At 45.2% G+C, this 12852-nt stretch carries 11 protein-coding genes; 6 read left to right on the forward strand and 5 right to left on the reverse strand.

The genetic code is table 11. The features are described 5' to 3' along the window. Positions 1 to 45 precede the first annotated feature (45 nt). The gene (locus R8O10_RS17730; RefSeq protein WP_053308033.1) at positions 46 to 441 is read left to right on the forward strand and encodes a GFA family protein; all 396 of its coding nucleotides are present in this window, start codon (positions 46 to 48) and stop codon (positions 439 to 441) included. 37 nt (positions 442 to 478) lie between these two features. On the opposite strand, the gene nhaD is transcribed toward R8O10_RS17730, so the two are convergent. Both nhaD and R8O10_RS17740 read right to left on the reverse strand, forming a co-directional pair. After that, entirely contained in the window at positions 479 to 1909 is a 1431-nt protein-coding gene (gene nhaD, locus R8O10_RS17735; protein WP_005374422.1) for a sodium:proton antiporter NhaD, read from the reverse strand. Between the two features lie 420 nt (positions 1910 to 2329). Beyond that, positions 2330 to 3355, reverse strand: a complete 1026-nt coding sequence (locus tag R8O10_RS17740) for an acyltransferase (protein WP_158173319.1) — start codon at positions 3353 to 3355, stop codon at positions 2330 to 2332. A 250-nt stretch (positions 3356 to 3605) separates the two neighbouring features. On the opposite strand from R8O10_RS17740, the gene R8O10_RS17745 reads away from it, so the two are divergent. Next, positions 3606 to 4196: a TetR/AcrR family transcriptional regulator gene (locus R8O10_RS17745; RefSeq protein ID WP_005374416.1), complete on the forward strand. Its 591-nt coding sequence runs from the start codon at positions 3606 to 3608 to the stop codon at positions 4194 to 4196. A gap of 128 nt (positions 4197 to 4324) precedes the next feature. After that, on the forward strand, positions 4325 to 5182 hold the full coding sequence (locus R8O10_RS17750) for an alpha/beta fold hydrolase (RefSeq protein WP_065275584.1): 858 nt from the start codon (positions 4325 to 4327) through the stop codon (positions 5180 to 5182). 168 nt (positions 5183 to 5350) lie between these two features. Here the strand turns inward: R8O10_RS17750 and R8O10_RS17755 are convergent, their stop codons facing one another. Continuing rightward, positions 5351 to 7897, reverse strand: coding sequence for a glycosyl hydrolase family 18 protein (locus R8O10_RS17755; protein WP_054578566.1), 2547 nt, complete (start codon positions 7895 to 7897; stop codon positions 5351 to 5353). A 369-nt stretch (positions 7898 to 8266) separates the two neighbouring features. Next, positions 8267 to 8770, reverse strand: coding sequence for a DUF2850 domain-containing protein (locus R8O10_RS17760; protein ID WP_005374408.1), 504 nt, complete (start codon positions 8768 to 8770; stop codon positions 8267 to 8269). Positions 8771 to 9098: 328 nt separating this feature from the next. Between R8O10_RS17760 and R8O10_RS17765 the strand changes: the two genes are divergently transcribed. Together R8O10_RS17765 and R8O10_RS17770 are read left to right on the forward strand one after the other, a co-directional pair. After that, on the forward strand, positions 9099 to 9383 hold the full coding sequence (locus R8O10_RS17765; RefSeq protein WP_005383244.1) for a pyrimidine/purine nucleoside phosphorylase: 285 nt from the start codon (positions 9099 to 9101) through the stop codon (positions 9381 to 9383). Between the two features lie 132 nt (positions 9384 to 9515). Further along, positions 9516 to 9797 (forward strand): hypothetical protein, encoded by a 282-nt coding sequence (locus R8O10_RS17770; protein WP_005374405.1) that lies wholly within the window; start codon positions 9516 to 9518, stop codon positions 9795 to 9797. 3 nt (positions 9798 to 9800) lie between these two features. Here R8O10_RS17770 and R8O10_RS17775 read toward each other — a convergent pair whose 3' ends face one another. After that, complete coding sequence (locus R8O10_RS17775; protein ID WP_025768745.1) at positions 9801 to 10949, reverse strand: GGDEF domain-containing protein; 1149 nt, start codon at positions 10947 to 10949, stop codon at positions 9801 to 9803. A gap of 507 nt (positions 10950 to 11456) precedes the next feature. On the opposite strand from R8O10_RS17775, the gene R8O10_RS17780 reads away from it, so the two are divergent. After that, positions 11457 to 12797, forward strand: coding sequence for an MATE family efflux transporter (locus R8O10_RS17780; RefSeq protein WP_318191586.1), 1341 nt, complete (start codon positions 11457 to 11459; stop codon positions 12795 to 12797). Positions 12798 to 12852: the final 55 nt, after the last annotated feature.

Below are 12852 nucleotides of genomic sequence, written 5' to 3' on the forward strand. Positions count from 1 at the left end.
TGTTTAACATAATGTACACAGATAGAAAAACAACAAGGAAAAGTTATGATTAAGAAAGTTGGCAACACCCAAATCAACACATTACATCGACTGAGTTGCCACTGTGGAAAAGTTGAGCTGGAACTGGCGTTACCCAATGGTATTGAGAAACCGAGACGGTGTGACTGTTCTATGTGTCGACGTCGTGGCGCGATTGTCGCATCTGTACCTTTGAACGGTATTCGTATTATGCAAGGCGAAGACGTCTTGAAGCAGTATCAATTTAATACACACACTGCGAAGCACTTTTTCTGTGGCGAGTGCGGTATTTATACGCACCATCAGCGTCGTTCTGACCCGAGTGAGTATGGCTATAATGTCGGCTGCTTAGAGGGCGTCAACCCATATGAGTTGGGAGCGATTGAAGTGATGGATGGCGTTAACCATCCATCCGACCGCTAGGTTGTGTTGCAAGTTAAGCACCTGATTGTCGGTGCTTTTAAGTAAATAAACCGCTATTCATCCACAAGTGTACCGCAATACTGGCGGCATAACCCAAGGCGATGACGGGAGCCCACTTTAGGTGGCCAAAGAAGGTGTATTGTCCACGCGCGGCTCCCATTAAAGCGACGCCTGCCGCGGAGCCAATGGAAAGCAAACTGCCACCGACACCTGCGGTTAATGTGACCAGTAGCCAGTTGCCCATCGACATGCTTGGTTCCATGGTCAGTACAGCAAACATAACCGGAATGTTATCGACGATTGCAGATAGGACACCAACCATTACGTTTGCCCAGACTGGGTTCCATTGCGTGTACATGACGTTTGAAACCAGTTCGAGGTAGCCAAGTAAACTTAAACCGCCAACACACATTACAACACCGTAGAAGAACAACAAGGTGTCCCATTCGGCTCGAGACACACGATGAAACACATCAAACGGAACCACTGAGCCTAAGCGCTTCAATGCCTGATCATCGCCATTGGCAATTGCCATAGCTGCTTTTTTTGCGAGTGAGTGTTTGAGAGTTTGGCGCAAAAAATATCCGAAAAACTGTAAGTACGCCAAGCCCATCATCATGCCCATAACGGGTGGGAAGTGCAGCACAGCATGGAAAGAGACTGCGGTGGCAATCGTCAAAATGAACAACGCGACAATACGCCTTGCCCCGCGTTTTAGCTCAACGTGTTGGTGAATCGTATTCGGTTTTGTGTTTGGAACAAAAAGTGACATCAAAAATGCGGGAACCAAGTAGTTCACCAATGACGGTACAAACAACGGAATGAACTCAGCAAAGCTGACATGACCGGCCTGCCACACCATCAGGGTTGTAATATCACCAAATGGGCTGAATGCACCGCCAGCGTTGGCTGCGATAACAATGTTGATACAAGCAAGATTGACGAACTTAGGATTATCACCAGAGACTTTCATCACTACAGCGCACATCAAAAGGGCCGTAGTTAAGTTATCGGCAATCGGTGAAATGACAAAAGCGAGAAACCCCGTCAGCCAGAACAACTTTTTGAATCCAAAACCTTTACCAACCATCCACGCCTGTAAGGCATCGAAGAGTTTGCGTTCTTCCATTGCGTTGATGTAAGTCATCGCCACGAGCAAAAACAGCAGCAACTCGGCATATTCCAACAAGTTGTGTTCTAGTGCGGATTTGGCGATTTCAGGCTGATTGTGTTGAGCAAAGGTGTAGCCAATCAGAATCCAAATTAATCCTGCAGCGAGCAGCACTGGCTTGGATTTTCTCATTTTCAGATACTCTTCCAACATAACCAGTATGTAAGCGATCGAAAAGATAATCAGAGCCGCGTAACCGACACCAGAATTAACAAGGTTCAGTTCATTGGTTGATGCAGCAAAGGTGGCGCTAGAGAACAACAAACAGCAGAAAGCCACAATTGGATAGATTGGCATAGACATTTCTCCTTTGTCTGGTTGGAGAAATATTAGCCACAAATGAATGAGTTAGTTGTGAGAGAGCTCGAATTAACAGTAGGAGTTAGGAAATGATAGTGTGCGCCACTATTTTCTGAGTGACGCAATGCTTGCTGCGCCGAATAAAACCGCAGCGGCATATAAACCGTAAGTTAACCAGTGACTAATCTCTAAAAAAGGAACGAGTCCTTGACCTGCCCACATACAGCCTCCGTTTAATGAGCAATGTTGTAATAGTCGAGCCAATTTAAAGGAAATGAACAATGTTTTTTGTGAGTGAAAGCAAATTCTGAAGGATTAGAAAGTCAAAAATTGGTCAGTGAGAGAGAAATCTCATTTTTAACTGGCTAGCTCTAACCCTTTTGAGTTAAAGCTAGCTATATCTAGAGCTGAATGCATTTAGCGTAGGAGCCATTTTTTCAACGGTGAAGCGTCAATTGCTTTCACAAGCAGTATGGTTGCAACAATCGTTGCAGGATAAATAAACACATCTTTCGCGAGGTGTTGCAGCCCGATAAATTCAGCGACATTCATCATGACAATTATGATAAGCAGATGGCTAACATATATTCCTAACACGCAAGGAGATAGTTTGAAGACCCAAGGCATGTCGCCAAAATGAGGGTGAGCCAAAAGCCACATAAAGACACCTACAGCCCAGATAACGGTACCGAATAGGAAGTCGTGCGAGTTGAAAGCGATGTCATGTTGCATCAGCCAGTAAGCTTCACCAAAATGCAGTGCCATGCCAAGAATAATGCATCGAACCGTATTGTTTCGCGACCACCGCCACTGCACTTCTCGTGCGAAATAACCTAGAGCAACTAGCAACGTGCTGAAAAAAGGCCCGTTACGAGTAAAGAAAGGCGCTGGCAGGTCGGTAATGGTCGCGTAACTGCCAGCAAAGGCACCGTATATGTATAGCAATACTGCGGTTGGCAGTATCAGTTGCGCCATATTGATATGCACGAGAAAGGCAATTAACGCTACGGCAATGACCAGAGCCGGAATAAACCACAGATGAACGAGTCCGCCTTCGATGAGTGAATTGATCGGGGTTGACATTAGGTACCCCCAATAACCTTGCCTTTCGGCGAGATACCCTGCCTCAGCGACCGTCTGCCATTGGAATGGCATCAGTAAACTGATCATGCTCCAAATGAGCCAAACCTTCATTAACGGTTTGGCGTAGTTCTTAAGAGTATCGATAGGTGAATGACTCAACTTCGGCTGGATTAGATAACCCGAGATGAGAAAGAACAGCGGAACAGCAAAACGAGCCAGTTGGTTGAGCATATAGCCAACCCATGGTATCCCATTCCACTGCCAGTACGTCAGTGCCATCTGGCAATGCAAACCCACAATCGCAAGCATCGCAATGATACGTGCAAACTCTAAGCTGGCTATTTTTTGTTTCTTTGCCATTACATTGTTTACCTAAATAAAAAACTTAGGTGAAAATAGCAGGTTGTTACTGAAGTAATACGTGAAAAAGTCAACAGACTTGCGCTTACATTGAAGCTGTTTTGAAAATTAAGACTTACTTCAAACTTCTTAATTATTAACCTATTAACGCAATCAATACCTGATTCGTGAGTCGAAAATAGCACTGAATAATGGTTAGACCAGTTAACTCGAGATTGCAAAAAAGAACGATCGTGCTAAAAATAAGACTATGCAAAAAGGAAAAGTGACAAAAGAGTTTATTCTGCAGCGGGCTTTTGAGATCGCCAGCGAAGACGGATTAGAAAGTCTTACGATTGGAGAGTTAGCCAAGCAATGCGGTATGTCGAAAAGTGGTCTGTTTGCCCACTTTAATTCGAAGTTGAATTTACAGCTATCGGTGCTTGATCACGCCAATAAAGTGTTCGCTGATCGGGTTATTGAGCCTGCTCGAGAACTCGGGGATGGCAATATCGAGCGTAAAATTCGAGGGTTGCTCGACTCTTGGATGACTTGGAATCACGCATTCCAAGGAAGTTGTATGTTTCTTGACGCTTGGAATGATACGGCAGATAAAGATTGCCCGCTTCAGGCCGGACTGCGTAAATCCATAGACACTTGGCTGAGCTATTTGGAGATCCAAATAGCGAAAGGCAAAGAGAAGCAAGAATTTGCAGCAGACTTAGATACACGCCAAGCAACGTTTGATTTGTACGGTCTTTATTTGAGTGCGCATGTTTTTTACTCAATTAAAGGTGAGCAAGAAAGCTTGCGTCTGTTTTGGCAAGGGATCGACAACTTATTTTCTCGCTGGAAAGGCTAATATCGGTTATTCGCTTCCCAGATTCGTAGACATAAAATCACAAAGAGCGGCTGAGTTCGCTCTTTCTTATCAGCGTAAAAAGCACGACCGTTCTATTTTGTGCAAAGCTGATAGTTAAGGACATGATTATGAGTGAAAAAATTTACTTTAATACATCGCAACGTTTCAGTATTAAGCGCAGTTTGGTGAACATTAGTACTCGGTTACACCATACACTGGCCCCGTCACATGCAAAGAAGACCGCGCGCAAGCTTCTTCTGACACCTGCTCGTACGCAACCTAAAAATATTGAACCTCAAGGGCTTATCAAAGGTGAAATTAAAGGGCATGCAGGCATCATCAAAACCTATACTTTGGGCTCTGGACCTATTTGGGTGCTAACTCATGGTTGGTCTGGCACGGCAAGTCAGTTTTATCCACTGATGGAACATATTGCGTCGAAAGGGTTTACTGCTTTGGCGTACGATCATCCGGCACATGGTGAGAGTGAGGGGCAGTATGGGCACATTCCGGGGTTTGTCAGAGGATTAGAAGATGTGTTGGATACGGTCGAGGATGTTGTTGGCCTAGTTGGGCACAGCATGGGCACCGCTTCTGCTCTTGAGTGCCGACACAGCAAATTAGAAAACAAGCCTTTGCTGCTTATTGCTCCGGTATTAAATTACGTAGAGAACTTATTCGGTAGCATTGCGCGTTCCGGTTACTCGATGAAGCTTTTTAATGCTGTGGTTTCAGAAGTTGAAGACCAATTTGGCTATCCGTTACAGTCCATTGATCCGATGAAGCGTTTGTCTGAGCGTCCGTCTCACACCATTATTATTCATGATGAGCAAGATAAGTTCACCAAATACAGTGTCTCGGCAAAAGCGGCTGAAGAGATTAAAAACGTTGAGTTAGTGACAACACAAGGTCAGGGGCATGGTCGAGTGATGAAGTGTGAGCAAGTCTTCAGTAGTTTTGACCGTTTGCTCGATAGTGCTTGGTAACCCTTACTTTTACTGATTGACTCGCTCCGTTTTGGGCTAAGTCGATTTGAAAGTAACACCTCAGATTTTTTCGTCTCTGGTGTTGCTCTCCTCGTTAAGAGGTTAAATCCAAAAAGGACAGCCGAAGCTGTCCTTTGTTTATTTAGCAGAACGTCTGCAAGGCTGAAATTAGTTACAGTTAGCTACGCCAACTTCTTTCCAAACGCCCCATTCGCCAGATTGGCTAGGATCGTCACCCTGAGTCCACCATTTCGCTTCCCACGTTTTACCTGCGTGAGTCACTTGGTTACCACCTGTGTACACTGCGCTCGCATCCCATGCGTTGTCACAAGTACCAGGGTTCGGATCGGTTGTGTGCTGTGCAACAACCACTGTCGCGTTTGCCGATGAAGACGCTTTACCGTCGCTCACACTTACAGTGAAGCTTAAGCTTGTGTCTTGCGGGTATTCCGCAGCAGTGAACGTGACTTTAGAGCCTTCAACCGTTGCATTCAGACCTTGAGGTAGAGTCCAGTTGAATGTCAGGGTATCGTTGTCAGCATCGCTAGACGCAGATGCATCTACAACCACAACGTCACCAGCGTTTGCTGTTGCTGGAGCAACAACTTGTGCTACTGGTGCGCTGTTCACTGGGTCAACAACACCTGCTGGTTTCACTGTTACTACAACGAGGTCAGATGCCGTTGCACCCTCGTTATCAGTCACCGTCAGCTTGAAAGTTAATTGCTCTTCAACAGTAACTTCTGCTGCATCAAAGCTTGCTTTCGCTGTGTTTGCACCTGTTAGTACCACTGCTGTGCCAGATACTTGTTCCCAAGCGTAGCTTGCGATGGTGCCGTCAGAGTCTTTTGACAGGCTGCCATCTAGAACCACATTTGCAGGACCTGTTACCGATTGATCTGCGCCAGCGGCTGCGGTTGGTTTACGGTTTGGTTGAGGAACCACACCACCAGCCATACCTTCGTGCATCGCGTTTAGAATGTCACCGTTATCCGCGTCAATTTCCCAAGAGAATAGACCAGCAAGACCAAGAGACTTCGCGTAGCTACCTTTTGCTAGCACTGAACGGTGGTCATCAAATGTGATCAACTCGCCCGTAGTACGGTTCCATACCCATGGTGCTTCTGCTTGTGCATCGTAGCCGTACTCGAAGCCGTTAATACCAGTGTTGTTTGCACCTAGCATGAATGACTTAATGCCTTTGTAGTCAATTACGCCATCTTCCCAAACACCTTGCGCTGTGCTGCCCTTCAGTTTACCTGTAGCAGTACCTGTCATTGGGTCGTTTGGATCGGTTAGCGTATCTGGAGTTACGCCTTCCCAGCCACGACCGTACATTGCTGTACCAAGTACTAGCTTGTTCGCAGGAACGCCTTGAGCAAGAAGAAGTTGGATGCCGTTATCTGCTGTGTAAGCAGGACCTTTGTACGGTTCGCCGTTCTCATCAACGCCACTACCGTCACACTGACCAGGACGCATGAATGAACCACAGTAAAGCGCAGTCTGGTGACCAGGAACGTTGTTCCAGCCGCCGTAGAAGTCGTAAGTCATTGCGAAGATGTAATCCATGTACTGAACCGCATCTGCGTAGTCTACGTCTTCAATCTTGTCGTAACCGACACCGATAGCGGACGTTAGCTCGTAAGTACGGCCTGTCTCAGCTTCTAATTCATCAAGCATTACGCGCAGTTCACGCATCAGTGCGATGTATGCTGGGCCATCGTTTACAGGGTCGCCCTTATCGGCTGCTGCACCGCCGCCGCCAGGGAATTCCCAGTCGATATCAACACCATCGTAGAATTTCCAAGTTTTCAGGAACTTCTTAACTGATGCGACGAATGTGTCTCGGTTTTTCTTGTCCACGAAATCGAAGAATGGGTCAGACAGTGTCCAACCACCGATCGATGGGATGATTTTTAGATCAGGGTTACGTTGTTTCAATGCCATTAGCATTGCGTAGTTACCCTTGATAGGCGTGCTGTATTCATGACCAGCTTGTGGGAAGCTCTTCTGATAAGCAGCCCAAGGGTCATGGATAACGACTTCATAATCAGGCACACCTGTACAAGCAGTTTGTAGCGCGTTGAAACTGTTGCCGCCAACAGACTTCACAGACTCATTTGGGCCACAAATTGGGATAAAACCGTAAAGGATGTGAGTCAAGTTGTCGACCGGCATATTATCGACGGTGTAGTCACGGCCATAGATGCCCCATTCAACAAAATACGTACCCATCACGACGCTTGGATCGGTATTGTAGGTTTTGTTGTTTGGATCAACATTCATCGTTAGTGGCTTCAGGTGAGAACCATCGGTATCTGCAATTGTGATTTCAGCTGGTGCGCTTTTCGCACAACCTGTCGCATCACATGCTTCGATTTCCATTTGGTATAAGCCACCTTGGCCGTATTCAAACGAAGCTGTTGTTTGGCTACCAGTGATAGGGCCGCTTGCTACTTTTACACCATCAAAATAGACGTTGTAAGTGTCACCAGGTGTGCCACTCCACTGGTTAAACTTAACAGTGATCTTCGCTTGCTCATGGTATTTCACCATGTCGTAGTAGCCTGACGTGGTTTCCATCGCGAGTTCAATTTTAGAAAACTGAAGGTTGTTGGAACCGTACATATCGATACTTGGTGCGGTTGGAGCCGCAACTGCAGCACCTGATAGCGCTAAAGCAACTCCAGCTGCACATAGGTTAAATCGAATCATAACTTCTCTCTCAATCCTTGGATTCATGTTCTACCTAGAACATAGGCTGCTCTTGCACCAGATAAGATGATTGGATTTACTCCACGTGCAAAAGCATCACACTCAGCATTTCAGAGAGTTTTTTTTCGTCAAAAAAAATTAAGACGGTTTTCGAGGCACTTGAGAGAACTTAACTAAAACTCGCACTCTGTTACACAGAAAGTGTCAGACTGAGTCAATAATTTATAAAATCTCAGCAGAAACTAAAATTATTGTTTACTCAGTAACGAGTTGGTTAAATGCGATGAAGGCCTTATTTTGTTGTTTATTAAGGTTTTGTTTCATTGATATAGAAAGAGAATTGAAAGGAAAAATAGCCGTGAAGACATACTAGTCACGGCTGAAGTGTTCACTCAACGCGGCGCGACGTTTAGAGGCTGCGCCGGTTTCTGAGCCCTGAACGGTATGCTCAAATCCTTTACGAATGAATCGCTGATCTGGAATAAGAGGCTCAATACGGCGTATTTGAGGTGAAAGATGAGAGCCTGAGATCTGATACGCTGTCTTTCCTAATCCGGTATTCAACGTGATGACCTTGCCATCGAATTCAAATTCCGTCGTAATAAGTCGATGGTTTCGGTATACCCCATCTTCAGTGAAAACGAGACGTTCTGTTTGGTAGGGTGGCGCGCCAATCTCAATCCATTCGCCGTACACCTTTTCCGGATCAATGTGGTCTTGATAGGAGAGGTGGATTTGATAGCCAAAAAACGTCAACAGACCCATCCCGAAGCAGACAAATGTACTCTTGAGGATTTTGGATTGGTGGCGAGCCAAAAATGAAAGTTTTGGTTCTTGTCGTGCTTTTCGCCTTCGGCGAGTCGAGTCCGTCATAGATCTAATTTTCTCCACTTTTTTAACATGGTGGAAACCTTCCTTTTTAAAAACAAACAATCCCGCCATTGAGACGACGAAACTATGATCTAATGTCCACTTTTACATTCAGATACACATCTTATTGATGGTTTTGTTGTTTGCTCACATTCATTACTTCGCAGTTTTTCTTGCTCGGTTTAGGTCGCCTGATTAATCCTCGTGAAAAGAGGTTCTCGCTCAGTAGCAAAGGATGTGCGTTATTACGTTGAGTTTAATGGCTTTCAAAGCTTGAGTAACGGAAAGAAACAAGGTAAAAAAGAGCGGACTTTTGATAAGGAAACCAATAATGAATATTAAGGAAAATAGCTATTTTGCTGGTAGTGTAAAATCACTGGGCTTTAACCAGAAAGATCAGGATGTTAGCGTTGGTGTGATGCTTCCTGGTGAGTACACTTTTGGTACTCAAGCACCAGAGCGTATGACGGTTGTAAAAGGTGCGCTTGTGGTCAAGCGTGTTGGCGAGAGCGATTGGACGACTTATCAAAGTGGTGAGTTTTTTGAAGTGGAAGGTAATTCTTCATTTGAGCTTCAAGTGAAAGAAGCGACTGCGTATTTATGTGAGTACTTCTAGCGTTCATTTGTTGCTCGTCATAAAACCACCTTCGGGTGGTTTTTTCGTCTATGTGCTTCACTTATAACGCATCTTTTTGGTTATTTGGGTATATACTTAATAAAAATGTACCCATCGACCAGGGAGGAAGTGATGGCAGTACAACGCAAGCATTCTGATCTCCCTCCTCGTTACGAGGACAAAGATCTCACCAATGAGCAAAGACAGCGCTTTACCGAAGTTGCCAATGCCGCTCATAAGAGACGTGAATTTTATCGACGTGCTCTAGGAAAGAGCTTAATGGGCAAAATGAAGGGCCGTGCGTTTAAAGATCACCCCACTCGTCAGCAAGACAAGCCGAACAGAACGTTGCAAGTAGTGTGGTTAATCGTATTCCTCGTTGTGGGGCTTTGGGTGATGCATGTGTTCGCTTAGTCATTAGCAAGCTTCTGGTACCGCTGGTGCATCAGATGTTGACTGTTCTTCCGTATTGCAGTGCTCATAAAAGGCGTACTGGTTTTTACCAGTATGTTTAGCTGCGTACATTGCTTTATCTGCACATCGAGTCAATTCAGACAAATCCTTTGCATCTTGCTTATAGATAGCAGCACCTACACTCATTGTTAACTCGTTAATCATATCGTAGCTTCGGTAACCTGTCGGAAACAGATTCACGATCCGTTTTAGGATGCTGTCGAGGTCATCTTTACTTTTTACATCGTAAAGCATGATTACAAACTCGTCGCCCGCAAATCGAGCGATGGAGTAGTCGTGTTTATCTGTTTTTCTGTCTTTGTTGCGAATGTTATTTTTTAATCGAGTGGCGAAGGCTTGAAGTACTTGGTCACCAATATCGTGCCCGTAGGTGTCGTTGATGTGCTTGAAGTTATCGATATCGAGAAAGACCAATGCGGTGATGCTGTCATCAGATGAGTGCTTGATTTCATCGAGCTTTGCGCGCGCCCAAGTCTCAAAGCTCCAGCGATTGGCAAGCCCAGTGAGCTGGTCAAAATATGCTAACTCCTCAATCCCCTCACGATACAGTGTTTGAATGTAATTGAGGACTTTCGTGTAGTAATACGAGAACGTGTGACACACAAACGCGGTCGCTATCAGGGTCAGCATCAATCTCCGCTCTATGATTTCTGTGGCTGTTGGCAGTCGATCTAAAAAAGCGACCCCAAAAAAGATCAGTAAAATGTAGGTGCCACTGAACAGCAGACCGACCTTAAACTCATTAATTAATACCAGAGTGGCGACAATAGGATATAGCCATAACATTTTGCCTGACGGAGCGTCGTTATACAGAAGTAACAATAACCCTTCGAACATTAAGACAGCACTTAGCCATAAGTCGGCGTATTGATGGTGCCGCTGGACTTTTATTACATAACTGATTGCTAAGCATGCCAGGGCACATAAAGCATGGAAAAAGCTTAAACCCCAGTTATTCTCAAGTGATTGAGCAATGGAACCATAAGTTAAACAGGCAGCGGCGATACTGGAGCATAAAAAGACAATTTTCTTTTTTCTTGTTGAGCGGATGTCCGCCATTTCTTCTAAGCGCGCCCCAGCCAATGTCGACATTACGTATCCTTGCTTAATTAACGTGTACGCTTATTCTAGGCGGTATTTTCGCGATAAATAGAACAACAAAGTTTCCAAATGTGATATCAGTCATTTTTAGTGCAAAGCCATCAGTGTGATTTGGTGCGAGTGTTCAAAGAGGAATGGTGGCGCATGCAGGTTTTCATGACGGTTCTTCATGGCTCTATATGGTTGGACTGATAATTCAAAGTAATGTATCTAGTTAGACGCATTTCTATTGATTATCCTGATTCTGTTCGGTGCTCGTTGATTGAGAGTATTGTTCACCAATCTCTGCTCTACGTATCGTCAAGGCATATGTCGTTTCGAAAATGCATTAGAAATATTTTTCCGAAACAGGGCGAAATATTGTTGTCGTTATGACCAATATGCGACTAGAATCCGCGCTAAATCACAACCTCATATCGAGCTTCGTTCGAGTCACTATTTTTAAACTGCTTCACAAATATTGTGAGGCAGTTTTTAGTTGTAGGAAAGGTTACAAGCATGCCTAAAAGCCAAAACATCAACCAACGAATGTCCATCGTGGCATTAGCTTGGCCAATTCTTGTCGAAATTTTGCTACGGACGGCTTTAGGAACCAGTGACGTGTTCATGCTGAGTGGCTACTCAGACAAAGCCGTATCCGCTGTTGGTGTGATCACGCAGATTACCTTCTTTTTAATCATCGTTTCGACGTTTGTCAGTAGCGGTACGGGGATTTTGATTGCCCAATACAATGGCGCTGGACGCGAGCAAGAGTCAGTGAGCGTTGGTGTTGCGAGTATTGCGCTGTCTGTGCTCGTCGGTGTGCTATTGAGTGTGATTGCCGTACTTGGTGCGATATACCTACTCCCGTATTACGGCTTGGAAGCGCAAGTTGAGCAGTACGCTCATGAATATCTGCTGATAAGCGGTGCGATGACGTTTAACGTTACGATTGGCGTTGTTTTTACAACTATTCTGCGTAGTCATGGTTATTCACGTTCCCCAATGGTGGTGAATTTGATCTCGGGTGTGTTCAACATCATTGGTAACTATATTGCGCTTTACCAGCCATTCGGTTTACCTGTGTATGGTGTGCAAGGTGTAGCAATAGCAACCGTCGTCAGCCAAGTCATCGGTACGTTAATGTTATGGTTTATTCTCGCTCGCAGCAGCATTGAACTACCGATGTCGACCATAAAACAAGTGCCCGCAGAGATTTACAAAAAGATCTTAAAAATCGGCGGCATGAACGCGGGTGAAGTGCTGTCTTACAACGTGGCGCAAATCTGCATTGTGTATTTTGTGGTGCAAATGGGGACGGCATCGTTGGCGGCTTTCACTTATGCACAAAACATTGCCCGTTTCTCGTTTGCTTTCGCGTTGGCAATTGGTCAGGCAGCGCAAATTCAGACTGGTTACTACATCGGTAAAGGTTGGGTGAGCAGCATTTTAAAACGCGTACAAATCTACTTCTTAGTGGGATTTGTGGCATCAACGGCGGCAACCACACTGATTTACCTGTTTAGAGAAGAGATTCTGCGCGTATTTACCGATCAACCAGAGATACTCGCATTGGCAGGTTCGTTAGTCATGGGCTCAATTTTGCTCGAGGCCGGACGTGTGTTTAACCTGATTTTTATCGCGGGGCTCAAAGGCGCGGGTGACATCAAGTTCCCAGTGCAAATGGGGATTTTGAGTATGTGGGGACTAGGCGTGCTTTTCTCTTACATCTTTGGCATCCACTTGGGTTATGGCGTTTTAGGGGCTTGGATGGCAATCGCACTCGATGAATGGGTACGTGGTATCATCATGGCAAGACGTTGGCGCTCTCAGGTGTGGACCAAGTTTAAGGTGAGCTAACGGTTTTCGGTATTGCGCATCACGCCTATTCTGTTGTTAGAAACCAAAAAAGGCA

The organism is Vibrio sp. 1727, assembly GCF_033344415.1.
GTDB lineage: Bacteria > Pseudomonadota > Gammaproteobacteria > Enterobacterales > Vibrionaceae > Vibrio > Vibrio alginolyticus.